Raw genomic sequence first — 25,767 nt, 5'->3', positions numbered from 1 at the left:
TAAAGCCTCTTGCCCGGACATTATACCCTATGCAAAGCTGTTTTTGTTGAAATTAAGAAAAAAAGAGCCCTCCCTTTCGGGAAGACTCTGATAAAAATTTGTCACATATTCAGTTCCCGCCCCCGCCCTCTGCGGGCGCGGAGCTCATGACGCTGGGGTCAATCTCTTTTCTGTTCAGAATCTCCATGAATTCCTCGCCGGAGATCGTCTCTCTCTCATAGAGGAATTTGGTGATCTCATGGAGCTTCGCAATATTGTCCTTTAAGAGTCCGTAGGCCTTGTCGTGCTCCCTCTTTACGAGGGCGACGGTCATCTCGTCGATCTTCGTCTGGGTCTCCGGAGAGCAGGTCAGGCTGGCATCCCCGCCGAGGTACTGATTATGGATCTGCTCCATGGCGACCATGCCGATATCCTCCGCCATGCCGTAGCGGGTGATCATGGCGCGGGCATATTTCGTGGCCTGCTCGATATCATTCGAGGCTCCGGTCGTGCAGGTGTTGAAGATGAGCTCCTCCGCACATCTTCCGCCGGTCAGAGTCGCGATCTTGTTCTCAAGCTCCTCCTTCGAGTAGAGATAATGATTCCCCTCGTCATCGACCTGCATGGTATAGCCGAGTGCGCCGGAGGTCCTGGGTATAATGGTGATCTTATGAACCGGAGCGGAATTCTTCTGAAGCGCCGCAACAAGTGCATGTCCGACCTCATGGTAGGAGACAATGAGCTTCTCCTTGTCCGTCATGACCTGGTTCTTCTTCTGATAGCCGGCGATCACGACCTCGATGGATTCCTCGAGATCCGACTGAATGACTCTCTCCCTCCCGGCCCTGACCGCCCGGAGCGCGGCCTCGTTGATGATATTGGCAAGCTCCGCCCCGGAGGCACCGGGGGCCGCCTTCGCGATCGCCTCCAGGTTCACATTGTCCGCCATCTTGATCTTTTTCGCGTGAACCTTCAGGATATCCACCCGCCCCTTGAAATCCGGCAGCTCCACCGGAACTCTCCGGTCGAAGCGGCCCGGGCGGAGAAGCGCGGGATCGAGCTGATCCGGCTGGTTCGTCGCGGCAAGGATGATGATCGCCTTTGAGCTGTCGAAGCCGTCCATCTCCGTCAGAAGCTGATTCAGCGTCTGCTCCCTCTCATCGTTTCCGCCGAGTCCTCCGGCGCCCCGCTTCTTTCCGATGGCATCGATCTCGTCGATGAAGATGATGCAGGGGGACTTCTTCTTCGCCTGCTCAAAGAGATCCCGCACCTTCGCGGCACCCATGCCGACAAACATCTCCACAAACTCCGAGCCGGAGATCGAGAAGAAGGGCACTCCCGCTTCCCCCGCGACGGCCTTCGCAAGAAGCGTCTTTCCGGTTCCGGGAGGGCCCACGAGGAGCGCGCCCTTCGGGATTCTGGCGCCGATCTTGGAGTACTTATCCGGATGGTTCAGATAATCCACCATCTCCGTGAGAAGCTCCTTCGCCTCATCCTCTCCGGCCACGTCTTTGAAGGTGACGCTCTCCCCCTCCTTTGCCTCGTACTCCCGCGCATTGGACTTTCCGAAGCCGCCGAGTCCGAAGCCGCCTCCCATCGCACCCATGGAGGATGCCATCCGGCGGGACAGCCAGTTCCCAAGCGCCCAGAAGATCAGGATCGGGAAGATCCAGCTGAAGAGGAAGGAGAGGATGGGACTTGTCTTCACAGGGATCTGCTCATCATATTTTATTCCCTGATCCTGCAGCTCCTTCAGCACATTGGCCTCCATGAACTCGTTCCTCAGCCTCCCTGTGCTGCAGATCACCGTCTTTCCGTCGATCTTTGCCTCATAGACGATGGTGTCACTCTGCATATCGACCTTCGTCACCGCCTTGTTCTCCACCGCATTCACAAATTCCGTATAGCTCGTGGCCTTCACCGCCCTCGAAAAAAGGCTCGGAAAGACAAAGGTATTCAAAAGGAGAATGATAATCAGTGCGATAAAATAGTAAAATACGAGAGGGCGCCGATTCCTCGGCGGATAGGAATTCCCCCCCTTTTTATTCTGATTTTCTCCTCCGCTAAACTGCTGAAAAAAATTATTAAAATCCGGAAAGCCGTTCCCCTCCCCGCTGTTTCTCCCCGAATCCCCCGAGGAAAGGAGGATCCCCTTCTCCTCTCCGGGAGAGTATTCCACACCCCCGGTATGATATCTCTTATCCTTCATATTTACTCCCCCTGTATGCTCTGTTTTTCATCTGATCTTTTCCATGCCAAAGTCCGGTCCGAAAGAGACAGCTCCGGCATTTTCGTTATTTTAACAGTCTTTTGTGTCCTTTTGATGAACAGGAGAGGGGAAGAGCGGGAATGCTAAAGCCTTCGGATCTCCCCCTGCAAAAGTCCCCCGACCGCGGAGGCAAAGCGGTCCAGGCTGCGGATCCGGACGAAGCTTTGCTGGAAGACTCTCCGGACATCCGGAAGATCCTCCTCCAATCCGGTATAGACGCAGAGGACATGTATGCCCCGCATGCGGAGTTTGTGAACCTCCTCCGCGCAGTCCGAGACAGCGGCAGGACCCGCATAGGCCTGCTCCTCCCCGCAGCTTTTCAGCTTCACCATATCATTCGGCTTTTCATCCGTAAGGAGGATGAGGATGCGATGCTCCGCCTCGCTCTCCTCCATCTGCCCCGCGACAGCGCGGAGCGCGAGACCATCGCGGTTCGCCCCTGTCGTAAAGTAGCGAAAGATTTCTTCATTTCGCTCTCTCTCCCTATAATCCCTAAAGAGGGTGAGGATCGTATAACCGCCCATGGAGGAATAGCTCCAGACCCGGACCGGAACCCTGCAACGGCTCAGGCTCTCCGCGATGATATAGCCCTGCGCCGATACGACCTCCATCCGCCTTTGCTGGGAGGCCGAGGCATCCAGGAGAAGGTCGACCGAAAGGCTCCCGTCCGCACCGGGGACCGTCCGGTCAAAAATACGGCTGTCCCCGCAATAGAGCGCCCGGAAGATTCGGGAAGCGCAGAGCTCTCCCGAGCCGGAGCGCAGTGTTTCTGCCTCCATCTGCCGGAGAAGTGCATTCCGGATCCGCCTCACGAGCTCCGATACAGCCGCCCGGTTTCTCGCCTCCTCCCTGTGGAAGGCCTGGAGATTCCTCTCTCTCTGGGCACGCATCTCCCGATGCATCCTCCCGACAAAGCCCTTTTCCTCTCCCTGCATCCTTCCCCTTGTGAAGTGAAGCCTGCAGCCGCTGTGACTCCCCCGGCAATAGCGCTCTGTGAGCTCTCTCGAACGGGCCTCATCGTAGAGAGGCAGTCCGAAGTAGGAGATGATGTAATTCCGAAGACCGGCCTCCGTCACGGCGGCGTACCTCTCCGCATGCGTCCGGAAGGGACTCCCGTCCTCTCCCCCTCTCCCCATAAGCTCTTCGGAAAAGCCGATCGCGAGCTGATGAACCGGTGAAAGCTCCGTCCCCCTCTCCCTCCTTCCCTTCCTCCTAAGAAGAGAGAAAAGCTGCGGGATCAAAAGCTTTCTCCGATGCTTTTGCTCCGCGGCGGGCTTTCCGGGAAGATAGGTGAAATATTTTTGCAGAGTCTTCGACAGGGCCGCGATCCACTGCTCCGTGTCGAGCTCCGGACCGAGCTCAATCTCAGAGAGAAGCTTTCGGTCCACGAGGTCCGGAAGGCCGCTGTCCTCTCCGAGTACCCTGCGAAAATGTCCCTCCGTGATCCAGCCGTCCCGGCTCTCCGCGATCCCGGGCATGAAATTCTTCAGCTTCCGCTCGGCATAATCCCTGCGAAGCTCCGGGAATGCCGGTCGGAGAGACTTTTCCTTCCCATAGCACGCATTTTCCAAGGCGATCCAGAAAAAGTTTTCATAGAGCTCCTGATCCACCGTCTCGTGGAAGCTGTTGTAGAACTCCTTCAGCTTTTTCCAGTCATAATGTCGGTAGGAGGCCCCGATCATGCTGTTCCAGTAGAGATCCGCCCTCCCGCCCTCATCGTAAATGCGAAAGCCCGGGGAGATCGTGTAATCACCGGCGGCATTCCAGATCAGATTGGCGGCCCTCCTCTTTTCAAATTCTGTCAGAATCATCGAAAGACCTGCTCTCCACTGAGCCCCTCCGGGAAGCGAACGGTGACGAGATCCTCGCAGAGCTGCCTCTCATAGTCGTCAAAGCATTTGTTGATCATGCCGAGCCGGAGCGCCTGAGAGGGGGACAGACCGCGGCGCATCATGCCGACTCCCGCGAGGAGACCGCGGAGATCCAGCGCCCTCGCGGAGATCTCCCCTCCCTCGCACTTTTTTCGGATCTCGTCAAAGAGCTCCGCAAGCTGCGAAGCGTAGTCCTCCTTGAGCTCCGGATACTGCGAGAGCAGGAGTCTTTTCAGGCTCTCCTTCGAGATCACCGGCATGTGGATCACCATGAAGCGGGAGGCAAGCGCCTCATTCACCTCCCGCGTCCCGGCATAGCCATAGTTCATGGTCCCGATGAAACGGCATGCCTCATGGAGCGGGACCCGGCTGTAGCCCGGGAGATCAATGAGCCTCCGAAAGTCCAGGACCGCGTGGAGGACGGCGAGAGACTCATTCTTCGCCATATTGATCTCATCCAGAATGCCGAAGCCCCCGAGCTCCGCGCAGCGGAGGACCGGCCCCTTTCTCAGGTGTACCGCCCCGTCATAAAAGGTATCGGAGCCGATCAGCGAGGAGGCGTCTGTGTTGATATAGAGAGAGATATCCCACTCCGGCCTCCCAAAGGCCGCGGAAAGGCCCTCCGCAAGTACATTCTTCCCCGTCGCCTTGGGACCGTCCAGAAGGAGATTTTCGCCGCCCAGGAGCGCGGTGGCCGCCTGCTCCCAGATCTCTCTTCCATAGTAAAAATACGGGGGGACCGGAATCCTGTCCCGCTCCTCATCCGCGAGCTTATAAAAGCTCCGGAAGCTCTCGATCTCCGATATGATTTTCTCGGAGACCCCCTCCTCCCGGAGAAAGTCCAAAATATTTTTTTTCATGAAAGACTCCTGTCCATCAAAAAACCGCGCGCAAAGCATGAGCCAGGCGCGCGGCTTTCCCTTCGGAAGCTCTCGATTCCGAAAAACACTTCATTTCCTCCCCTGTCCTCAGGAAGTCTTTTTCCTTCCCCTCAGGAGCACCGCCCCGGCATAGAGAAAGGCAAGTATAATGCCGCCGACATAGGCCGCGTTCCAGGGGAGATGAAAACCGATCTTTGCGTTTAGGATATAGCTTCCGCAGACGACGGTATAGAACATGCCCGGGATCAGCGTCATCCAGGCGAACTTCCCCTTTCCATTTATGAGGAGATAGATCGTGGCCGCCGCCAGAGCAAAGAGCGCCATCGTCTGATTCGACCAGGCAAAATATCTCCAGAGCAGCTGGAAGCCGTTGCTATCCACCTTGGACCAGATCAGGATCAGAAATACCAGTCCGAAGATCGGAGCCGCGAGTCCCAGACGGCGGGCACTGTTGTCCTGCTTGATGTGGAAGGTATCCGCTATGGTCAAACGGAGCGCACGAAGCGCGGTGTCACCGGATGTGATCGGGAGTACGATGACTCCGATGAGGGCGATGGCACCTCCGATCGGACCGAGAGTCCGCATACATACCACGCCGACGACGCTGGTCGCGGAAATCTGTTTCAGAGCGCCGTTCACCTGCTGAAAGTAGGCGAAGGCCCCGTTTTTTCCCATCTGCATCACGATGCCGCCCTTGTCCACGCCGAGCTGGATGAGCACCATCGTACCGGCGGCCCAGACCATCGCGATGAAGCCCTCGACGATCATCATATTATAGAAGGTCATGCGCCCGTCGTGCTCGCTCTTGATTGTCCTCGCGATGAGGGCCGTCTGTGTGGAGTGGAAGCCGGAGAGAATTCCGCAGGCCACGGTCACAAAGAAAATGGGAACGAAGTGCTGTGTTTTGAAATAATCTCCGTACTGAAACGCGCTGGTGTTCCACGGCTCCCAGACATTTACCAGAGGATAATGGAAGATCGCCATGGCGGCGAATACTCCCACGGCGGAGAAAACGAGAATTGCGCCGAAGATCGGGTAGACGCGGCCGATGATCTTGTCGATCGGAAATACCGTCGCAATGAGATAATAGACAAAAATCAGTGAGTAGATGATCCAGGTGGAGGCGCTGCTCGCCTTCCCGTCAAAGCCGAAGACCTGCGTCGCCGTGATATCTCCCGGCGTGTAGATGAAGACCGTGCCGACCAGGAGGAGAAGGAGGCAGACAAAGGCATCATAGATCCAGAAAACCGTGCCGTTCGTATACTTCTTCACCATCTCCGGCATCTGTGCTCCGCCGTCCCTCGTGCAGATCATCCCGGCGAAATAATCGTGCACCGCACCGCCGATCACATTCCCGATGGGGATCGTGAGAAGCGCGATCGGGCCGAAAAGGATGCCCTGAATCGGTCCCAGAATGGGCCCGGTTCCCGCGATATTCAAAAGGTTGATAAGCGCATTCTTCCAGGTTGGCATCGGAACGAAGTCCACGCCGTCCTGCTTTGCATAGGCCGGAGTCTCGCGGTCATCCGGTCCGAATACGCGCTCGCAAAAGCGACCGTAGATCAGACCACCGACGACCAGAATGACAAGGCCGATCATAAAGGTTGCCATAAATTCCCCTCCCTTTCCCTATCCTCTCCATTCAGGGAAGCAGCGGCGAAACCATGCGGAATCCTTTTGGGCGGCCTGAACCCTTTCCTTACCATGCAGCGGGATCCATCCGAAAATCCGCACGCATTCTCCGAAAACTCCGGGAAGACGAAGGCAGAATCAGCGCCCTCCCGGGGAATGCATTGCATCCCTGAAAATGACGCCCTCATAATAGTACAGCTTCACAGAATTTTCAATCTTTTCCGCGAGTCTCTCCCCCTAAAAAAGAGAGAAAGCGGAGCATAAACAGCTCCGCTCTCGGAAAATAAATCCAGTTTTCCTCATGATATACAGCATATTTTCGTCTCTTTTTCAGAGTTTGTATCGCTTTCCGAAAAAGCAGCAAAAAGGCGCTGAATACCGGCCGCAAAGTACGGATCTTTCCCATCTATTTCGGTAAATTTCCCATCCTTTCCGAAATCCCGGCGCCATTTCTCAAAAGCCAGAAGGCCCTCAGGAAATCTCGATGGATGCCAGCTCCTTTCCCGAGAAATCATAGACGGTAAAACGTCTTTCGTTCAGTATCGCATAGCTGTTCGGGTTTCCTCCCTTCGGAAGAGAAGTGGAGCCGGGATTCAGATGATAAAAGGAGATCCCGTTTTCGCACAGCTTCTCCGCCTTCAGAAGATGGCTGTGCCCGTGGAGGAGACAGTCACCATCCATAAGAGGCGGAAGCTTTTCCTCATTGAAAATATGTCCGTGCGTCGCAAAGATATGGAGGCCGTTCAGTGCAAGAAGCGCGTAATCCGCCATGACCGGGAAGTCCAGCACCATCTGATCGACCTCCGCCTCGCAGTTTCCGCGGACCGCATAGATTCGGTCCCTGAGAGGGTTCAGCATGGCGATGACCTCCTTCGGAGCATAATCCCGGGGGAGATCATTCCTCGGCCCGTGATAGAGAAGATCCCCGAGGAGGATCAGCCGCTTTGCTCCGCTCTCCTCGAACTTTTGCAGCATCTGCCTGCACCAGTAGGCCGAGCCGTGGATATCACTCGCGATAAAATACTTCATATTTCCTCCTCTCATCCTCTGCTCTTATGTATCTTATGTATCAGCCTCAGTCCCTCGTCAGACTTGAAGTTCCTTATTCTTTTCGCCGCCTCTTCTGCCGACCGGCCGTTCCAACACAGGACACTCCCGCTCCGACTGCCGCAACCAGCGGCGCGTAAGCGTAGAAGTCTGCCATCAGGCAGACTCGGAGCGTTCTTGACCACTTCTCGTAGAGAAGTGCCTCCCGCAGGGAGGTCGGCTGAAGCCACCCGGGCGAAGCCGAGTCGCCGGGGCGACAGACGGCCTGTTTATGGATCGACCGGTCGGCAGGGGCGGCTCGGCTGTACTGTGACCTCTGAGGAAAAATATCCGCTCGCTTAAACGCGGCGTCCAGCATCTTCCCTAATGTAAATCCCATGCCGCAAATGGGGGCATGCACGCTCCGAATCTGCCTGATAGCATTCTATAATCTCACAGCGCTAAAAGACATTCGCTGTTCAATAGATGAAGTGTTCACAACAATACGGCCTCTGAGCTTTTGTCCGTCTAAAAGCAGGCCGTCTGACGCCCCGGCGCTTGGCGATTTGGTTTCTCAAAATCGCTTATGCGCCGCTGGCTGCGGCAGTCGGAGCGAGAGCGTCCTGCTTTGGACAGGCAAAAGCTCAGAGCACTATGCGGAGAGTGACGCCGCACGGTTTACATCCTCTCCGGCGCGGAGAAGCCGAGCGTGTGGATGCAGTCGTTCAGTATTTTCCAGCTCAGGATGAGGGTGGCGAGGCGGCTTTTTTTCTTCTCTTCGTCGGGTTCCGCGAGGATCTTCACCTCATGGTAGAAGGAGTTAAAGTCATTTGAGAGCTTGTAGATATAGCTGCATATTTTGTGGGGAGCGAGTTCTTTCCAGGCGGCCTTCATTTCATCCTGAAATCTCGCGAGGCTAAGCTGCAGCTCATAGCCGCTTTTTTCCTCCATGATGCGGATTTCAAATTCGGATCCGTGTTCCCTGATCCAGTCCTCCGTCCCGTGAAATTCCATTCCCTTTGCCTCCGCATATTTCCTGAGGATAGAGGCGATGCGGACGATGGTATAGAGGATGTACGGGCCGGTATTTCCCTCAAAGGCCGTGAACTTTTCCAGGTCGAAGACGTAGTCCCTCGTCGCCTGATTCTGAAGGTCCCCGTATTTCAGAGCGGCAAGCGCGACCACATCGGCTGTCTCCTCCGCCTCACGCCCGCTCATTTCCTCGCCCCGGGACGCCCGGATTCTCGCGAGAACGCTCTCCCTCGTATCCCGGATCAGAAGCTCCAGCCGGAGGACGCCCCCCTCTCTTGTCTTAAAGGGCCGCCCGTCCTTTCCGTTCATCGTGCCAAAGCCGATGTAGTCGAGTTCTGTGTCCGGCGGGACAAAGCCGGCCTTCTTCGCGACGCGGAAAAACTGGGTATAATGCAGGCTCTGCCGGCTGTCCGCGATATAGATATAGCGGTCCGGATGGAAATTCTTCTCTCTGTCCAGAATCGTCCCGAGATCCGAGGTCGCATATAGAGAGGCCCCGTCGGACTTTCGGATCATACAGGGCGGGAGCTCCTTCTTGTCCCCGGGCTCCGCGATATCCACAACAAGCGCCCCCTGGGATTCATAGGCGAGTCCCTTCCTCACAAGCTCCTCGATGAGCCCCGGGATGTAGGGATCCGCATCGGACTCCCCCTTCCAGAGTTCAAAATGGACATCCAGCGCATCATAGTTCTTTTTGAGATCGGCCTTCGAGAGCTCCATGATCTTTTCCCAGATCCTCCGGCAGGCCTTGTCCCCGCTTTGCAGCTCTTTCGTCGCTTCATGCGCTCTTTTCGCAAAGTCAGGGTTTAAAAGCTCCCCGTTTGCATCCTTCTCCTTCGCCTTCTTCGAGGCCGCGGGATAGATTTCCTCCAGCTCAGAGAGTGTGAGATTCTCACAGGAAAGCCCCCGGTCCGAAAGCTCCGCGATGATCAGTCCCATCTGAAGGCCCCAGTCCCCGAGATGCACATCGCCGATCGCGTGATTTCCCATCCGAAGGGCGAGTCTCTTCAGCGCTTCCCCGATCACGGCGGAGCGGAGATGTCCCACATGGAGGGGCTTTGCGACATTCGCGCCGCCGTAGTCGACGATGATCCTCTTCCCCTCTTTGGGATCGAGTCCGAGCTTCTCTTTGCCATTCATCTCATTGAGATATCCCGAGAGAAAGGCCTCTCCCAGATCCAGATTGAGAAAGCCCGGTCTGACCGTCTCCACCCTGCGAAAGATCGGGCCCTCAGTACCTCCCTGCTCCCGCAGCCTTTCGGCAAGCTCCTCCGCGATCTCCATCGGATTTTTGTGATAGCGTTTCGCCCCGGCCATCGCCCCGTTGCTCTGATACTCACAAAGATCCGGGCGGTTGGAGACCGTCACTCTGCCAAGCTCCGGATCATAGCCGCAGAGGGAAAAAGCGGCCTTCACCGCTTCCTCTGTTTTATCAAGAATTCCTTTCACATTTTCCTCCCGCTCTAAAAACAATGCACTGTCTCCCGCCCCGCCCGAAGGAGAAGGTCCTATTATCAGGCAGAGGACGGGGAAAAAGGCCCTCTCAAGCAAAAGGGCTTCCCTTTCGGGAAACCCTTCTCTCAGCGGCCCTATCCGCCTCAGCCTCTGGACTCATATTCCCCCGTCTGGGTGGAAATGATGATCTTATCTCCGATATTGACAAAGAGCGGGACCTGGACCTCTGCTCCGGTCTCCACCGTGGCCGGCTTCGTGGCTCCTGTCGTCGTATTGCCCTTCAGTCCCGGTTCCGTGTGCGTGACTTCAAGCGTGACCTTGAGGGGGGGCTCTACCGAGAAGACCTTGCCCTGATAGGAAACCACCTTGCAGGTCTCATTCTCCTTTACGAACTTCATCGAATCCGCGATCTGCTCATGGGAGAGCGCGATCTGCTCATAGGTCTCATTGTTCATGAAGTTGTACATGCTTCCATCGTCGTAGAGGTACTGCATGTCCACACGGTCAATGTGCGCCGGCGGGAACTTCTCCGTGGGGCGGAAGGTCCGCTCCGTGACACCGCCGTTGATGACATTCTTCAGCTTTGTTCTGACAAACGCAGCTCCCTTGCCCGGCTTAACATGCTGAAATTCTATGATCTGGACGACCTGCCCGTCGATTTCCAGAGTCACGCCGTTTCTGAAATCACCTGCTGAAACCATAACCCCTCCTAATTACAAGCATACTTTTGTAAAGCCTCTCCTATCCTCCTCGGGCAAAAGGAGTTCTTCCCCCGTTTCAGCCCGCAAATACTGTGATATTCTAATACAAAAGGGCCTGTATTGCAAGGCCCTTTGCGGACTAAGCCGCTTTGTCACTGCCTCTTCACTGCCCTGGTTCCGCTCTCTTCTTCACTTTGAAGGATTCCAAAAGCTCAGAAGAAAGGGCAGGCTCAGCCCACAAAATGTGTGCCTGTAATCAGGGAATAGATTCCCCCGATCAGGATGATGATCCAGATCAGGATCTGAAACGGCCGGATCCGTATCGCTGTCCCGCTCTTCCTCGCCCAGCCGATATAAAGAAACTGGAATAAAAGAAAGACCGCCGCGATCACGGTGACTACCAAAGTCATATTGAGGTTCTGTAGATTGATCTGCATGATGTAATTTCTCCCCTTCTTTTCCGATATTTTCCGAAGGAAAGCAGGGCGTGGTAAGCCCTGCTTTCCTCTGCGCCAAGCCCCCCTCCTTCACTTAGGATAAGGCCCCGCTCTGAGAGCACTTTCCGTGCCTCATTCATTTTATTTTGTTCGCATAGACCACAAAGCGCTGCCGGTGAAGCGTCTTCACGAAGGCGGAGAGCCTCTCATAGAGCGGCTCCGCCTTCTCCCCGAAATTCTCCCGCAGCGCTTCGCCGATCTCCAAAACCGTCCTCTTCCCGTCGATCCTCTTCCAGACAAAGCTTCCGAATTCATCGAGCTCAATCTCGCTGAAGGGCGGCCGTCCGAAAAATTTCTGAGCGATCCGGTTCATGGGGCCGCGGTTTTCCATCCGCACGACGACAAGCCCGTTCTCAAGCTCCTTCCACGGGAAATTCCGATTCCGGCGCGGAACATAGTCCAGGTAGTTTTCTCTTCCTCTTCGCATCAATTCTCTCACGCCGCCTGCTTCTTTTCCGCAGTTTTTCTATTCATGAAGTAGACCAGCGTGGCGATGAGAAGCACGAAGAAGAGGATTCCTCCGATATTTCCAAGGCTCAGGAGCTTCGAGATATCCGGATCCAGCTTCAAAACCGCGAGGACCGCGAGAATGATTCCCACGACACCCTCTCCGGCAATCATTCCGGAGGCGTAGAGGATTCCATTCTCCACCTTTTCCTTCCGCTCTGTCTCGTTGAGGCCCTTCTTCTTATCGATCCAGCGGCGCACCAGTCCGCCGATCATGATCGGGCAGCTCAGGTGAATCGGGAGATAAAGTCCGACCGCAAAGGGGAGCACAGGGATCGAGAAGAGCTCCACCACGAGCGCGATAAAGACTCCGGCAAAGACGAGAGCCCAGGGAAGATTCCCGTTCATGACGCCCTCTATGACCATCTTCATGAGTGTCGCCTGCGGAGCGGGGAGCTGATCCGTCCCATAGCCCCAGGCGGCATTCAGAAGATAGAGCACACCGCCGACCGCCATGGCGGAGACGGCGACGCCGATGATCTCTCCCGCCTGCTGACGGTAGGGAGAGGCTCCCACCAGGAAACCGGTCTTCAGATCCTGCGAGGTATCCCCCGCGATCGCCGTCGCGACACAGATCACAGAGCCGATTGTGATCGCGGCGATCATGCCCGGCATGCCCACATTTCCCGTCGCCTTCAGGACAGCCGTCGTCGCAAGGAGCGTGGCGATGGTCATGCCGGAGACCGGGTTGTTGGAGCTTCCGATGACACCGACCATACGAGAGGAAACCGTCGCGAAGAAAAATCCGAAGATCACGATCAGAAGCGCTCCCGCGAAATTTACGGGGATCATCGGAAGAAGCCACATGGCGACAGCCGAGATCACGATCATCGCGAGCACGAACTGCATCGGAAGATCCCGGTTCTGCCGATTCGCTTCCCCGGTCTTCGCGCCGATCCCGCGCACAGCATCGCGGAAGGTCCGGATGATGAGCGGCATGGACTTTATGAGACTCAGAATTCCGCCTGTCGCCACTGCGCCGGCGCCGATATACTTCACATAGGAGCTCCAGATCCCGAAGGATTCCATCTCCGAGATCGGCTTCGCCCCGGGGAAGATCGTCATATCCCCGCCAAAGGTGTGGATGAGGGGCATGATGACGAGCCAGCCCAGAATTCCTCCCGCAAACATATAGGAGGAGACCTGCGGACCGCAGATATATCCCACGCCGAGGAGCGCCGGGAGCACATCCGCCCCGATTCCCGCGCCCTTGTAAGCATTGAGCTCATAGTGGACCTCACTCGGGAAAAGCTTCAGGCCGTCCGCGATGAACTTATAGAGCGCGGAAACTCCAAGGCCGGAGAAGACGGTCGCCGCCTTCGCCCCGCCGGACTCCCCGGCTTCCAGCACCTCCGCACAGGCGGAGCCCTCCGGATAGGGGAGCTTTCCGTGCTCCTGCACGATCAGAGCCGTGCGGAGCGGAATCATAAACATCACGCCCAGGAGACCGCCAAAGAGCGCGACCAGAGCGATCATGAGAAGAGAAGGCGTATCCGTCTTCCCCTCTCCCGCCCAGAGAAAAAGGGCGGGCAGTGTGAAAATCGCTCCCGCCGCCACGGACTCACCGGCAGAACCGATGGTCTGCACCATATTGTTCTCGAGGATGGAGTCCTTCCTCATGATCACTCGGATCACACCCATGGAAATCACGGCCGCCGGGATCGAGGCGGATACCGTGAGCCCGACCCTGAGCCCCAGGTACGCATTCGCCCCACCGAAAATGATGGACATCAAAATGCCCAGGATGATGGAGGTCGCCGTCATCTCCGGCAGAGTCGAATCTGCCGGGACAAATGGCTTAAATTTGCCGCTGTCTTCACTCATTATTCTATTCCCCCTTCCTTGATTCGCGCCCGTCTCTGTCGATTTTATGCTTTAACTCGATAAATCAGACGCAGTTTTATTGTACCCGCCCTCCCCCTCCCCGTCAATAAAAAGATCGGATTCGCGGCAAGGTCAAATAGCTTCGCCGTCTGCTATAGCCGGGTATATCTACGGAAAAAGAAGCTCTCTGTCGCAAAAGCAGTCCAAGAGCTCCCGATCATGGGAGACAAATATATAGCTTAGGGAAAATCTTTCCCGGAGATCCAGCAGGAGGTTTAAGATCTTTGCCTGCACCGAAAGGTCCAGCGCGGAGCTAATTTCATCGCAGAGGAGCAGTCGGGGGCGGAGGAGCAGCGCTCTTGCAATGCACAGTCTCTGGCTCTGTCCTCCGCTTAGCTCCCGCGGATAGCGATCCAGATACTCTTTCCCGAGGCCGCAGAGCTCCAGCAGCTCCGCGGCCCTCTCCTCCGCCTCTCTTCGCTTAAGGCTCCGCTCACAGAGCATGGCCGCCTCTATGAGAGAGCTCCCCGCCCTTCTCCTCGGGTCGAGCGCACTGGACGGATCCTGCAAAATCATCTGCATCTTCCTCTTTACGCGCTCCTCGCTGTATCGGTTGACGGAGGGCCTTTGCCCCGGCCTTTTCTCAAAGATCAGCTCGGAATCCAAGACAATGCTCCCGGAATCCGCCTCCTCCATGTGAACCAGGGCTCTGAGCAGGGTGGACTTTCCCGCCCCGGAGGGTCCCGCGATCCCCAGGATCTCCCCCTCTGAAAGCTTCATGGAGAAATCCCTCAGCACCGGATTCCTTTTCCGTCTCCAAAGCGCTTCCCCGGGAAGCTCATAGGATTTTGAGAGAGCTCTGACTTCAAGTATGCTTTTTCTCATGCACCCCCGCACTCTGAGAGGCCCCCTCTCTCTTCCGAAAGACGGCAAAGGCAATAGCATTCCCCCGCTCTCTCCGCCCCCTTATACCTACTCTCAAAATAGCGGTCGCAGAGCGCCGTATAGCTCCTGCAGCGATCGCGAAAGACGCAAAGCTCCGTCCTCCTTCCCGGAGGAGGCATGCTGCCGGGAATCTCCCGAAATCTCCCGGAGAAGGTCCTTCTGTCCGGGACCGCCTCCAAAAGCGCGGCCGAGTACGGATGGCGCGGTCCTTTGAAAAAGATCTTCGAGGGGGCAGATTCCAGCATCTCCCCCGCATACATGACGGCCACCGTATCCGCGTAGCTCTCCATTTTCCTAAGATCATGCGTGACCAGGACAAGAGCCGCCCCTCTCTCCTTGCAGACCCTCTTAAGAAGAGAGAGAATCTCCTCCTTCAGGGCCTCATCCACGGAGGCCGTCGGCTCATCCGCAAGCAGTATTTCGGGATCCGCCGCGATCGCCATCGCAATCTGCACTCTCTGCCGCATCCCCCCGCTGAGCTCATGCGGAAGCCTATGGACAAGCTCCTCCGGATTCTCCAGCCTGACCTCCCGAAAGAGCTCCGTGATTCGCCTGCGTCTTTTTAAGGAGGAGAGTCCCGTGTGCATTTTCAGCGCCTCATCCACTTGTTTCCCAAGCTCCATAAGCGGGTCCAGTGACCTCATCGGCTCCTGAAAAATCATCGCGATCCTCTTTCCGCGCTCCATCCGGACCGCGGCCGCGCTTCTCGACAGAAGATTCTCCCCGCGAAAGCGGATCCTTCCCCGCACCGAGATATTTTCCGGATTCAGACCGAGAAGTGAGCGCAGGGTGATCGTTTTTCCTCCCCCCGACTCCCCCGCGATCACAAGAATGCGCCCTGCCTCCAGGGAAAAACCGACGGAGCTCTCCACAAGACAGTCCTCTTTTTCCCGCAGCGGTCCGGATAGGATGCGGATCCCCTCCCCGATAGAATTAACGGCGAGGACGGCTGTGATGATGCTGATCCCCGCCGGAAGCCATGTCCAGCCGTAGCTTTGCAGTGCCCTCATATTCTGGGCGTTTGCGAGGATATTGCCCCAGCTTGGCAGAGGATCCCGCACTCCCAGGCCGAGAAAGCTAAGAGCCGCCTCCATCAGGATCGCATTGGCCATGGACATCGTCGAGGCGGCGGCGATGGAGGGGAGGAGATTCGGCAGGATATGGTGAAAGATGATGAAGCCGTCCGAAAAGCCCATCATCCTTGCGGCCAGGATGAAATTCTGCTTTTTCAGGGAGAGAATCTGCGCTCTCACGATGCGCGCGATCTCCGCCCAGGACAGGACCGCGATAATAAAAATCAGATTCCGAAGGGAAGGCCCCAGCAAGGAGGCGATCGCCATCGCGACGATCATAAAGGGAAAGCACATCAGCATATCGACAAGCCGCATAATAAGAAAATCCGCCGCCCCTCCCCGGTAGCCCGCCATGACGCCGGCGGCCGTCCCGAGGAAAAGCTGGATCAGCGTCGTAGTAATGCCAATCAAAAGGGAGACTCTGGCTCCATAAAGAAGCCTCGCAAATACATCCCTCCCGAGCGCGTCCGTACCGAGGATGTGGGACGCGTCCGGAGCGGCGTTCATATGGAAAAGGTCGACAGCGGAATAGGAATATGCATAAAGGAAGGGCGCAAAGCCCGCCAAAAGAAGGAAAAGCAAGAGGACAAAGCCCCCCGTAAAAAGATAGATATATCCTCTTCTCCTCTTCTGCCTCACGGCGCTCACCTCCTTCTTCCTCTCTCATATCATTCCTTAAACTCCACTCTCCTGTCGATTCGAAGATAGAGAATATCCGCGAGCAGGTTGGAGAGCAGGATGAGAATGGCTGAGATCGTCAAAATCCCCATGATCAGCGGGTAATCCCTGTTCTGAGCCGCGTCATAGGCGAGGCTCCCGATCCCCGGCCAGGAGAATACGGTTTCCGTCATCAGCGCTCCGGAAAAGAGAGCGGGAAGCTGCATGCAGAACACTGTCGCGATCGGAAGCATGGCATTCCTAAGGCCGTGGTAAAAGAGCGCTCTCCCAAAGCTCATGCCCTTCGCCATGGCCGCCCTTATATATTCCTGATCCGCGATTTCTATCATGGCGGAGCGTGTGTAGCGGACGAAAACCGTGCTTTGCAGGATGCTGAGCGCCGTGACAGGAAGGACCAGATGGCGGAGAAGGTCCAGGCCTCTCCTTATCCCCCGGTAGGAATGTCTCACATCGTACATTCCGGAGGACGGGAAAAGCGAAAGCTCATAGGAAAATCTCCGGATCAAAAGCAGGGAGATGAAGAAGACCGGGACGGAGACCCCGACAAAGGAGAGAACTGTGATCAGATGATCCAGCGCGGAATCCCTCCAAAGAGCCGCGAGAAAGCCAAGTCCCACGCCCAGAAAGCTGCTGATGAGGAGGGAGGGAAGCATGAGAATGAGCGTATTCCCCGCCCTCCTCAGAATCACCGATTTCACCGGGAGCGAATATTTTATGGAATAGCCGAGATCCAGCCTGAGCGCTCTCCCAAGCCACTTAAGATATCGAAGGATGAGCGGATCATAGTATCCGAGCTGTCTCAGCCTGCTCTCCACGAGCTCCGGAGAAGTATTCGGACTCATCATATCCGAATACGGATTCCCCGGCTGCCCGTTTACCAGGGCAAAGATCACAATGGAGAGCAGAAAGAGAAGCAGCAGAGAGGCTGTGAGCCTTTTTAAGAGATAGCGTTTCATGCGCCGTTCGAACGATACAGAACCCAGTTCTGCGCATCCGAAAAATCTCGGAAGACGGAGGGATCAAAGCCCTCCAGATTTTGGTCGGCCGCAATCATGATATCCTGCTCAAAGAGATAGATCCAGGGAAGCTCCTCATTCATATACACGGCAAACTGCTTGTAGGCCTCCTTCCTGGCCGCGCTGTCCGTACTGCCCGCTCCGTCCGCAAGAATCTTTTCCAGCTCCGGGGTGGAAAAGCCAGAGATATTCCAGCCCATCTCTCCCTTTACATCGCTGATGGCCGCCTTCCCCCAGTACGCCGTGAGATCCGGATCCGATGCGAGATTATTGCCCATCATGTAGAGGTCAAAGTCGTGATTCCCGACCACCTTGTCCATCAATGCGGGAAACTCCATCTTATTGAGCTCTACCACAATCCCGACCGCCTTCAGATTCTCCTGGATGATCTGCGCGGCCTGCTCCCGGATCGTATTCCCCAAGGGCACATCCAGTGTGAAGCGAAGCTGATTTCCCGAGGCGTCGCTCATCACACCATCCTTCATGCTATAGCCCGCCTCGGAGAGCAGCTGCTTCGCCCGCTCGGGATCATAGGGATAGTCCTTCAGCGAGACATCCTTCGGATAAGCCCAGGAGCTGGAGAGCATCGGTGTATTCGTCACCTGTCCGTTTCCCTCCAGGAGCTGCTCCACCATATCCTTCCTGTCGATCGCCGTTATGAGCGCCTCTCTCAGCCTCTTGTCCTGAAATACCGGCTTCCTGTCATTGAGCCCCATATACTGAAAGAGATTATTGGGATGCCGGTAGATGCGAAAGCCCTGCTGCGTGAGCTCCTCCACATCGGCATTCTTCAGATTATTGACCATGGCCAGGTCCACGTCCCTGTTCCGAAGCTCCGCTGTCACCGTGTCCTCGCTCAGCACCTTGAAGATGATTTTATCCGTCTTCGGCTCTCCCAGGAAGAAGTCCTTGTTCTTCTCAAATCTCACCTCTTGCCCCTCGGAAAAGGAGCTTAGGCGATAAGGGCCGTTCCCCACGGGATTTTGCAGGACATCCTTTGCTTCCTTCCACTTCGCCAGCGAAAGCTTGGACCAGATATGCTTTGGGATGATTCCGATGCAGCCGAGATTCGTGAGGGCCGGCCCATAAGGGGCCTCAAAGCTTATGCTCACCGTGCGATCGTCCGCTGCCTTGATCCCCGAGATGCTGTCCGCCTTCCCGTTCTTATAATCCTCTGCCCCCTCTACCTTTGATATGTAGCTTCCGTATTCCCCAGCGTAGTCCTTGTCCGCAAGGCTCGTAAAGGTAAATACCACATCCTCTACGGTGAGCGGCTCCCCGTCCGACCAGTGAAGCCCGTCGCGGAGCGTAAAGCTGAGCGTCCTGTCGTCTTCGGAAAACTCATATTTCTCCGCAAGATAAGGCTCTGTTTCCTGCTCCTTGTTCAATTTAAGAAGAGAGCTGTAGACCATCTGGCAGACCGCATCATCATAGATACTGTCTGTGAGAAGGGGATTGAAAATCCCCGAGGGAGAGGTGGAAATCCCGTATACGATCGTATCGGAGGCCTCCGCCTTTTCCTCCTTCTCCTTTCCCTCTTCCGTACCCGCTTCCGCTACAGCGGAGGCTTCGCTTCCAGCTGCCGCGCTCTCTTTCTTCTCTTCCTTAGCGCATCCTGACAAAAGCCCGAAGGTCAGCATCCATAGCGCCAGCATCCCGGCTGTAAGTCTCTTTCTTTTCAGCATTTTAGACCTCCCCCATCGATAAGATAAAATGAAAACAAAATAAGCTTTGCGCCTATAAGGATTCGCCGGAAAATCCTGTCCCCGCTCTTATGACACGCAGCGCGGGGACAGGCCTTTACACCGGAATTTTACTGTATCATTTAGGATTTTCGAAGGCAGGTCTTCCCTCAGATCATCCCGTCCTTTATGACCTTGTGATCCTTCAGAAGCTTATAGAGAATTGTCCTTTGGAGCTTTCGAAGAAGGGGGCGTTTCAGAGGATTCAGCGGTCCCAGATCCAGCTCCAGAGGGGACTTCCCATCCATGAGCTTCACGCTCGCATCCAGAAGCTCCCGGATATCGTAGACGCTGCCCCAGACCTCCGGGACGGCGCGGTCCACTCCGAGGAGGCCATAGACCGCCTCCATCGCCGTCCGAACGGAATACTCCGTCGTAAAGATCGTGTCCCTCGGCGTCTCCGCGAACTGTCCGAGAAAGGCGAAATTCACGGAGCCGTCGGGAATCACATCGGGGCGGTCTCCCTTCCGTCTTGGCATGAAGAAGGCCGTGATAAAGGGCATGAGCGTCGGAACCGTGCCGGCCTCCTTTTGCGCGAGCTCCTCGATCTCCGCAGCCGGAATTCCGATATGGTAGAGCCACTCGGCACAGATCTCCTCTCCCGTGCACTCCTTCATGGGCTTTTTCACATAGTCCCCGTCCCTGTCGATAAAAAGGCCGTAGATCCAGACGCAGACCTCATCCTTTGGCTGCTCCTTGAACTGCCCCTGCCGATTGATGGTCCAGCTCATGAGCCAGGCGGAATCCCGGCAGCTTACGATGCCTCCTGTGACGACCCGGCCGCTCAGGGGATCTCTCCGACAAATCTCCTTGATCCGCTCGATGATGCGCGGATTTTTCGTCGTGAGCGTCGCGGATTCCCAGCTCGAACGGCTCGTATCCCCGCAGAACTTCTCCGGTCTCCCGAAGGCGGGATGCTGAGAGGCGATGTTTTTCCAAAGGCTCCAGCATCCGCTCTCCCGGATCTCCGCATCCCCCGTGGGCGCATGGGTCTGATCCCCGTAGATCGTTCCCTCGGTGCAGCTTCCATTCGTCACAAAGACAAGGTCATTCTCTGTGAGCGGGATCGTCTTCTCTCCCTCCACTCCCCTATATTCGATTGACTCCGCGATTTTTCTTCCTCCCTCGAAGCGGAAGCGGACATTTCTGACCCTGGTATTAAACTGAAAGTGAACGCCCGCCTTCTCTAAGTATCGCTGCATGGGCAGGATGAGAGATTCATATTGATTATATTTTGTGAATTTCAGAGCGGAGAAATCCGGAAGGCCTCCGATGTGATGGATAAAGCGCTGCAGATAGAGCTTCATCTCCAGAGCACTGTGCCAGTTCTCAAAGGCAAACATCGTCCGCCAATAGAGCCAGAAGTTCGAGCGGAAAACCTCGTCATCAAAGACATCCTCGATCGCCTTATCATAGAGGTCCTCATCCCTTGTGAAGAAGAGCTTCAGGATCTCCATGGAGCCCTTTTGACTCAGACCGAATCTCCCGTCGGTGTGCGCATCCTCTCCGCGGCGCTCGGTCGCCCGGCAGAGGGAATAGTTCGGGTCGTGCTTATTGAGCCAATAGTATTCGTCGAGCACGGAGATTCCCTCCGTCTCCAGGGAGGGGATGCTTCGGAAGAGATCCCAGAGGCACTCGAAATGGTCCTCCATTTCCCGCCCGCCCCTCATGACATAGCCTCTTGTCGGATCGTTGATCCCGTCGCAGGCACCGCCCGCGAGATCCATGGTCTCGAGGATGTGAATCCTCTCTCCCTTCATCTGCCCGTCCCGGATAAGAAAGCAGGCCGCAGCGAGAGAGGCAAGACCGGAGCCGACGAGATAGGCGGACTTTTGCTCCACTCCCTCCGGCTTCTCCGGGCGGGCAAAGGCCTCGTAGTTCCCCTTCGCATAGTAGATCCCCTTCAAATTCTTCGCGTTCTTTCCCCGCTCCGTATTCCTGAAGTCAGACTCGTCCGGACTCCCCTTCAGACTTCGAAACGCCCTTTTCCCGCAGTGCAGCGCCGCTGCCGCGGCGGCGCCAAAAGCGACTAGCGAAGCGCCGGTTCTGAGCCATTTCTTTCCCATACCATCCTGCCTTTCCCGCATGCAAACCGCAAAGCGAAACTCTCCACCATAAGCCTTAAACCCGCCGGACGCAAAAGGCGGATTCCCCGCTTTTCCGCCGCAAACGCACTGCGGCTCTGAGCCCATTGTAATCGGGGAGAGCCGCCTCGTCAATTCCGTTCCCGCACCTTGGCCGCTTCACCCGCCCGACGGAGTGTTTTATATTATATTTTCACAAAATCATATATCTAATTCCCGGGAAATATGCTATAATTTTATCGATATCTATGGGAAAGCATACCAAAGGAGGTCTGAAATGCTGACAATTTTCAAAGCCAGATCAAGGAAAACCGAGACAGGTCTGCAGGTCGAATCCGAATCGAGAGGCTTCAAGCTCATCATGGATGAGCCGAGGGCCCTGGGGGGCACGGACAGCGGGATGAATCCGATCGAAGCTCTTCTCTGTGCGCTCGGTTCCTGTCAGTCCATCGTCGTCGCGGCATTCGCGAAGGCGCAGAATTTCAAGTATGAGGAATTCCATGTGGAGCTGGAGGGAGATCTGGATCCGGACGGCTTTCTGGGGCGCGCCGATGTGAAAAAGGGGCTGCAGGAGATCCGCTTCACCATGCATTTTAAGACGGAGGAGTCGCAGGAGAGCTGTGAGCGCTTCGCGGATTTCGTCCAGTCGACCTGCCCCGTGGAGAACACCCTCTTAAGCGACGTGAAGATATTGAGGACAGCCGTTGTAAAGGATTAGGTTCCATCAGAGTCTTAGGAAAGGAAACGCTGTGCCAATTCATCGGCACAGCGTTTCCTTTCCTTAAATCCCCACAGATCTTTTCGCGGCAATCCTTTGCCTTTTCCGAAAAAGCCGGGTAAAATCCCGATAGACGGTTAAGGAGCCGGAGGGATCAGGAAAAAGGAGGAAGATCAGATGTCGGACTACAGGATCACAGAGCTTTATCCCGGAGACAGCCGGACTCTTTCCGAGGTCGACTCTCTTCTTAAGAGGGAGGGGATCGAGCGGGACCGAAATCTGGACTATACCGCGGCGATGCTGGATGAAAATTACAAAGTCATCGCGACCGGAAGCTGCTTCGGAAACACGCTCCGCTGCCTCGCGGTAGACAGCGCGCATCAGGGGGAAGGGCTTTTAAATGAGATCGTGAGCCACCTCGTGGAGCACGAATTCAGCCAAAATATCTCTCATATCTTTCTCTATACCAAGTGCAGTACCGCGAAATTCTTCGAAAGCCTCGGCTTCAGAGAGATTGCCCGTGTGGAAGGGACGCTCGTCTTTATGGAAAACCAGAGGGATGGCTTTTCCGGCTATCTGGAACGCTTAAAGAGAGAGAGCGAATCGCAGGAAGCAAGGGAGAAGCTCAATCCCCCCGGGGCTTCCTCTCCGAAAAAGGAGGGAGAACAGGAAGAGAACTGCAGCGCCGTAGTGATGAATGCAAATCCCTTTACGAGGGGACATCTCTACCTCATCCAAAGGGCAGCGGAGTTCTCCCGCCTCCTCCACCTTTTCATCCTTTCAGAGGAAAAAAGTCTCATCCCCTTTTCCGTCCGAAAAAGACTGATCCTGGAAGGCACAAGGGGGATCCCCAATCTCATCGTCCACGACAGCGGCTCCTATATCATAAGCTCCGCCACCTTTCCGGCCTATTTTTTAAAGGATGATACCGCGGCGATTGAATCCCAGGCGGCGCTGGACCTCCAGGTCTTCAGCCAGATCGCACATGCTCTGGATATCGGAGCCCGCTTCGTCGGAGAGGAGCCCAATTCCAGGGTCACAAGGCTCTACAATGAGCTCATGGCATCGCGTCTTCCAAAAGAAGGGATCCGCTGCCGCATCATTCCCCGCCTGGAAGAAAACGGAAAGCCGATTTCCGCCTCCACGGTCCGCCTCGCGATCCAGAAGGACGATTTTGAGACCTTGAAAAGGTTGCTTCCGGAATCGGGCTATTCCTACTTTTGCTCCGAGGAGGCGAAGCCCGTGATCGAACGAATCAAGGCCGCGGGAAATGTCCTGCATTATTAGTCCGAGCCTATTCAGTCCCCGTCAAAGGAATAAATGACGGGGCAAAGGAGCAGCGCCGCAGGGCGCGGCGGTCAGAGCGAAAGAGCCCCGTGCCCAGCGGAAAAGCGGCAGAAAGCTTATGCCTTTAGAACCTGTGTCCTCCGCCTCCGGACGAAAATCCTCCGCCGGAAGAGCCTCCGCCGGAGAAGCCGCCTCCCCCGGAGCTTCTTCCGGAGCTCTTGGAGGGCGGATCATAGATCTTCTCATGCTTATAGGCGTCCGCGACCCGGTCGGAGATCAGGAAGCTGACCGCCATGGCGCCGAGGATCTCCGCCGTACTGGCTTTCATCCTGATCCGGGAGCTGAACGCAAAGGCATAGTTCAGAAGGAGTGCCGCGAGGATCGCAAAAAGCGCGTTGCAGATCCATTTCATCGGCCGCGCGATGAGCTGCCCGGAGAGAAGCCGGTAGGCCTCGAGATAAGTCTCCCGCGCCGCGCCGTAGTAGTTTTCACGGCTTGCCATCCGAAAGACATTGTCTGTGATGGTGTTGGCATTGTCCTCTGTAATCACGCGGTAGACGGATCCGCCGCTTTGGATCCGAAGCTCCCGGTTCTTCATATCAATCAGGAAGAGAAACGCATCCGTACGCCCAAAGAGCGCCTGATAGCTCTTTCTCGCATATTCGGCGGCACTGTCCGAGCCGTCGGCATAGCCCGATACGAAGCCGACATTTCCGTAGGCGGTGATTCGCTTCATTTCCTCCGAGAGCTTTTTCTCCTCCTCGCTCGTCAGAAGGTCTTCTCCGTCCTCCAGGTAGACGGAGTAGCCGGTGTCCGGATTCGTATAGAGCTTTTCCGCCGAAAAGGCCGTGATGAGAAAAAGCTGGACGGAGAGGAGGATAGTGAAAAGGGCGGCCGTAAGCGCCCGTCTTCTTAGTCTTTTCATCATTCTATTCCCCCTTCTTTGTAAAGAAATCCGGCACCGGACGGGTGGCGAAGTTATTATACTTTTTAATCACTCCCAGGATCGTGATTCCGATCGAGAGAAGGGAGACAACCGATCCGAGGTAAAAGAAGAGGTCCTCCACCGGGTTCCAGAACAGAATCAAGGCGGAGAGCAGCACGGCAAAGACAGCGCCCAGCATCTCCGTGAAGTGTGTGTTTTTTGCGGGCACTCTCTCCGTATTTTTCGCTTGACTTCGCCTTTGATACTCCTCTGTCATATTTTTCCCCTGCATGTCTTCTGCCTCTGCCGCAGCACTCTTTGCCTCATCCTTCTGCTTCCACTGATATCCCGTGTCGTCCTTTCTCTTCTCCTTTCTGTGAATCGCGCGAATCTCCATGGCATAGAGGAAAATCGTAAAGACCGCAAGCAGCATGGAGAAGATCAGGATCTTCTGCGCGGAAAGGGAGAGGATAAGGTTCAGAAGCAGAAAGATCGGAATGGCAAAGAGCAGCGAGGCCCGGAAGAATCTCCCGCTGTCGATCGGAAGATCCGAGTAGATCGTCCCTGTCGATCCGTTCACAACGGAATAGGCGATCCGATCCCCCTTCCGATAGGTCAGAAACCAGATCGGAAACATCATGCGCTCCGATGAAATATCCCCGGCGATCTCGTTTCGAATCTGAGCGGTCGCGGAGGATTCGACCTTGATGCCGCCCTTCTGAAAGCCCTGACTGCTGAGAAGTCGTCTCACAATGTCCTTCGCGATGGTAGTATAGGCTTCGTTTTGATAGATTTCCACCGGGACATCCGCCGTGTCCGCGTAGAAGCCGAGGAGGAAGGAGGGCGCGAAGTCCACCATATTCTTCGTGGAAAAGGGGGCAATCCTCTGGCTGATTCCATCGTCGAAGCTACTGGAGGCATCGTAGGAGACGCCGTCGTAGCTCGCGTCAAGCTTACCGCTCAGATGGTAGTGGTCCACATAGATATAATCGCCCCGCCTCGTCCTTTTCACCCCATCCACATGCACCTCTCGCTCGGTCTTTGAGCGGAAGCTCCAGTAGGGAAGGTAGAAGCCCACGAAGCGCTCCAGATACTTCGGGTCCTTCAGCTCCTTCGGCGTATAGGGCGTTCTCTTTATCATGCTGAGATAGGATTTTCTACAGTCCTCCTTCGTGACACGGAAGGGAATGATCTTTGCCGGGCGCTTTTCCTTCTGTACCCGGCTCGAAAACACGACTGCCCCGCCGCAATAGCTGCAAAAGCCCGCGGCACTCAGATTCGTGCTCTCGATCTCCGCACCACATTCGGGACAGGTAAAGACCGTGACCTGGTACTCATCGTCGGTGCTCTCCACGGCATCCGCCTGCTTTTCCTGTTCATAAGGGTCAAAGGAGCTCTCACAATGATTGCATTTCAACTTCTGAGATGCGATATCAAAGCGGAGATCCCCCCCGCAGTTCGGGCATTCGTACATCCTCTTTCCTCCTGTTTTCTCAAATTTTCTGCTTCCTCCGGGCAGGAATGCCGGAACGGATGCATAATAATTATAGCATATAAGCGCTCCCGCGCTCAATCCGCTTTCTGAGCGCGAAAAGGGCGGGGCCCGGGCGGATCAATCCGCCCGG

19 protein-coding genes are annotated in these 25,767 nt (G+C 55.8%); 2 read left to right on the top strand and 17 right to left on the bottom strand.

The genetic code is table 11. The annotated features are described in order from the left end of the window. Nucleotides 1-109 precede the first annotated feature (109 nt). The 15 genes from ftsH to HMPREF1986_RS07355 form a co-directional block, all read right to left on the bottom strand. Nucleotides 110-2,188, bottom strand: a complete 2,079-nt coding sequence (gene ftsH, locus HMPREF1986_RS07440; protein WP_021774206.1) for an ATP-dependent zinc metalloprotease FtsH — start codon at nt 2,186-2,188, stop codon at nt 110-112. 143 nt (nt 2,189-2,331) lie between these two features. After that, nucleotides 2,332-4,059 carry a hypothetical protein gene (locus tag HMPREF1986_RS07435; RefSeq protein WP_021774205.1) on the bottom strand — a complete coding sequence of 576 codons (1,728 nt, stop codon included), beginning with the start codon at nt 4,057-4,059 and terminating at the stop codon, nt 2,332-2,334. Beyond that, nucleotides 4,056-4,979 carry an AAA family ATPase gene (locus HMPREF1986_RS07430; protein WP_036599885.1) on the bottom strand — a complete coding sequence of 308 codons (924 nt, stop codon included), beginning with the start codon at nt 4,977-4,979 and terminating at the stop codon, nt 4,056-4,058. The genes HMPREF1986_RS07435 and HMPREF1986_RS07430 overlap by 4 nt, the downstream gene beginning before the upstream one ends. Nucleotides 4,980-5,087: 108 nt before the next feature. Then, nucleotides 5,088-6,611 (bottom strand): carbon starvation CstA family protein, encoded by a 1,524-nt coding sequence (locus tag HMPREF1986_RS07425; protein ID WP_009214952.1) that lies wholly within the window; start codon nt 6,609-6,611, stop codon nt 5,088-5,090. Nucleotides 6,612-7,103: 492 nt separating this feature from the next. Continuing rightward, a complete protein-coding gene (yfcE, locus tag HMPREF1986_RS07415) occupies nt 7,104-7,661 on the bottom strand; it encodes a phosphodiesterase (RefSeq protein WP_021774202.1) in 558 nt (185 codons plus the stop codon). A gap of 675 nt (nt 7,662-8,336) precedes the next feature. Next, nucleotides 8,337-10,139, bottom strand: a complete 1,803-nt coding sequence (gene argS, locus HMPREF1986_RS07405; protein ID WP_036599883.1) for an arginine--tRNA ligase — start codon at nt 10,137-10,139, stop codon at nt 8,337-8,339. Between the two features lie 149 nt (nt 10,140-10,288). Further along, the gene (gene efp / locus HMPREF1986_RS07400) at nt 10,289-10,846 is read right to left on the bottom strand and encodes an elongation factor P (RefSeq protein ID WP_009214958.1); all 558 of its coding nucleotides are present in this window, start codon (nt 10,844-10,846) and stop codon (nt 10,289-10,291) included. A gap of 230 nt (nt 10,847-11,076) precedes the next feature. Beyond that, a complete protein-coding gene (locus HMPREF1986_RS07395) occupies nt 11,077-11,283 on the bottom strand; it encodes a hypothetical protein (RefSeq protein ID WP_021774199.1) in 207 nt (68 codons plus the stop codon). Nucleotides 11,284-11,419: 136 nt separating this feature from the next. Next, nucleotides 11,420-11,782, bottom strand: coding sequence for a PqqD family protein (locus HMPREF1986_RS07390; RefSeq protein ID WP_330365135.1), 363 nt, complete (start codon nt 11,780-11,782; stop codon nt 11,420-11,422). Then, on the bottom strand, nt 11,779-13,674 hold the full coding sequence (locus HMPREF1986_RS07385) for an OPT family oligopeptide transporter (RefSeq protein WP_021774196.1): 1,896 nt from the start codon (nt 13,672-13,674) through the stop codon (nt 11,779-11,781). Before HMPREF1986_RS07385 ends, HMPREF1986_RS07390 begins: the two co-directional genes overlap by 4 nt. A gap of 168 nt (nt 13,675-13,842) precedes the next feature. Continuing rightward, the gene (locus tag HMPREF1986_RS07380) at nt 13,843-14,559 is read right to left on the bottom strand and encodes an ABC transporter ATP-binding protein (RefSeq protein ID WP_021774195.1); all 717 of its coding nucleotides are present in this window, start codon (nt 14,557-14,559) and stop codon (nt 13,843-13,845) included. After that, nucleotides 14,556-16,331, bottom strand: a complete 1,776-nt coding sequence (locus HMPREF1986_RS12895; RefSeq protein ID WP_155978789.1) for a dipeptide/oligopeptide/nickel ABC transporter permease/ATP-binding protein — start codon at nt 16,329-16,331, stop codon at nt 14,556-14,558. The genes HMPREF1986_RS07380 and HMPREF1986_RS12895 overlap by 4 nt, the downstream gene beginning before the upstream one ends. A 29-nt stretch (nt 16,332-16,360) precedes the next feature. Beyond that, the gene (locus tag HMPREF1986_RS07365; RefSeq protein WP_021774193.1) at nt 16,361-17,326 is read right to left on the bottom strand and encodes an ABC transporter permease; all 966 of its coding nucleotides are present in this window, start codon (nt 17,324-17,326) and stop codon (nt 16,361-16,363) included. Continuing rightward, the gene (locus HMPREF1986_RS07360; protein ID WP_021774192.1) at nt 17,323-19,071 is read right to left on the bottom strand and encodes an ABC transporter substrate-binding protein; all 1,749 of its coding nucleotides are present in this window, start codon (nt 19,069-19,071) and stop codon (nt 17,323-17,325) included. The genes HMPREF1986_RS07365 and HMPREF1986_RS07360 overlap by 4 nt, the downstream gene beginning before the upstream one ends. 167 nt (nt 19,072-19,238) lie before the next feature. Then, nucleotides 19,239-21,194, bottom strand: a complete 1,956-nt coding sequence (locus HMPREF1986_RS07355; protein WP_036599794.1) for an oleate hydratase — start codon at nt 21,192-21,194, stop codon at nt 19,239-19,241. 295 nt (nt 21,195-21,489) lie between these two features. On the opposite strand from HMPREF1986_RS07355, the gene HMPREF1986_RS07350 reads away from it, so the two are divergent. Together HMPREF1986_RS07350 and citC are read left to right on the top strand one after the other, a co-directional pair. Next, on the top strand, nt 21,490-21,930 hold the full coding sequence (locus tag HMPREF1986_RS07350) for an OsmC family protein (protein ID WP_009214965.1): 441 nt from the start codon (nt 21,490-21,492) through the stop codon (nt 21,928-21,930). Nucleotides 21,931-22,107: 177 nt separating this feature from the next. Then, nucleotides 22,108-23,217, top strand: coding sequence for a [citrate (pro-3S)-lyase] ligase (citC, locus tag HMPREF1986_RS07345; RefSeq protein ID WP_021774190.1), 1,110 nt, complete (start codon nt 22,108-22,110; stop codon nt 23,215-23,217). Nucleotides 23,218-23,341: 124 nt separating this feature from the next. Here citC and HMPREF1986_RS07340 read toward each other — a convergent pair whose 3' ends face one another. Together HMPREF1986_RS07340 and HMPREF1986_RS07335 are read right to left on the bottom strand one after the other, a co-directional pair. After that, nucleotides 23,342-24,145 (bottom strand): TPM domain-containing protein, encoded by an 804-nt coding sequence (locus HMPREF1986_RS07340; protein WP_021774189.1) that lies wholly within the window; start codon nt 24,143-24,145, stop codon nt 23,342-23,344. Nucleotide 24,146: 1 nt separating this feature from the next. Then, nucleotides 24,147-25,616, bottom strand: coding sequence for a zinc ribbon domain-containing protein (locus HMPREF1986_RS07335; protein ID WP_021774188.1), 1,470 nt, complete (start codon nt 25,614-25,616; stop codon nt 24,147-24,149). Between the last annotated feature and the right edge of the window lie 151 nt (nt 25,617-25,767).

The organism is Oribacterium sp. oral taxon 078 str. F0263, assembly GCF_000469565.1.
GTDB lineage: Bacteria > Bacillota > Clostridia > Lachnospirales > Lachnospiraceae > Oribacterium.
Note: the sequence above shows the minus strand (reverse complement) of the source record. Positions and strands in the feature narration are given on the sequence as shown.

What these genes read in the sequence shown, in the direction of transcription:
- HMPREF1986_RS07340 (WP_021774189.1), bottom strand. Translation starts at nt 24,145, where the DNA reads ATGATGAAAAGACTAAGAAGACGGGCGCTTACGGCCGCCCTTTTCACT.
- HMPREF1986_RS07385 (WP_021774196.1), bottom strand. Translation starts at nt 13,674, where the DNA reads ATGAGTGAAGACAGCGGCAAATTTAAGCCATTTGTCCCGGCAGATTCG.
- HMPREF1986_RS07425 (WP_009214952.1), bottom strand. Translation starts at nt 6,611, where the DNA reads ATGGCAACCTTTATGATCGGCCTTGTCATTCTGGTCGTCGGTGGTCTG.
- HMPREF1986_RS07435 (WP_021774205.1), bottom strand. Translation starts at nt 4,059, where the DNA reads ATGATTCTGACAGAATTTGAAAAGAGGAGGGCCGCCAATCTGATCTGG.
- HMPREF1986_RS07380 (WP_021774195.1), bottom strand. Translation starts at nt 14,559, where the DNA reads ATGAGAAAAAGCATACTTGAAGTCAGAGCTCTCTCAAAATCCTATGAG.
- HMPREF1986_RS07350 (WP_009214965.1), top strand. Translation starts at nt 21,490, where the DNA reads ATGCTGACAATTTTCAAAGCCAGATCAAGGAAAACCGAGACAGGTCTG.
- citC (WP_021774190.1), top strand. Translation starts at nt 22,108, where the DNA reads ATGTCGGACTACAGGATCACAGAGCTTTATCCCGGAGACAGCCGGACT.
- HMPREF1986_RS07365 (WP_021774193.1), bottom strand. Translation starts at nt 17,326, where the DNA reads ATGAAACGCTATCTCTTAAAAAGGCTCACAGCCTCTCTGCTGCTTCTC.
- HMPREF1986_RS07360 (WP_021774192.1), bottom strand. Translation starts at nt 19,071, where the DNA reads ATGCTGAAAAGAAAGAGACTTACAGCCGGGATGCTGGCGCTATGGATG.
- efp (WP_009214958.1), bottom strand. Translation starts at nt 10,846, where the DNA reads ATGGTTTCAGCAGGTGATTTCAGAAACGGCGTGACTCTGGAAATCGAC.
- HMPREF1986_RS07355 (WP_036599794.1), bottom strand. Translation starts at nt 21,194, where the DNA reads ATGGGAAAGAAATGGCTCAGAACCGGCGCTTCGCTAGTCGCTTTTGGC.
- HMPREF1986_RS07395 (WP_021774199.1), bottom strand. Translation starts at nt 11,283, where the DNA reads ATGCAGATCAATCTACAGAACCTCAATATGACTTTGGTAGTCACCGTG.
- yfcE (WP_021774202.1), bottom strand. Translation starts at nt 7,661, where the DNA reads ATGAAGTATTTTATCGCGAGTGATATCCACGGCTCGGCCTACTGGTGC.
- ftsH (WP_021774206.1), bottom strand. Translation starts at nt 2,188, where the DNA reads ATGAAGGATAAGAGATATCATACCGGGGGTGTGGAATACTCTCCCGGA.
- HMPREF1986_RS07335 (WP_021774188.1), bottom strand. Translation starts at nt 25,616, where the DNA reads ATGTACGAATGCCCGAACTGCGGGGGGGATCTCCGCTTTGATATCGCA.
- HMPREF1986_RS07430 (WP_036599885.1), bottom strand. Translation starts at nt 4,979, where the DNA reads ATGAAAAAAAATATTTTGGACTTTCTCCGGGAGGAGGGGGTCTCCGAG.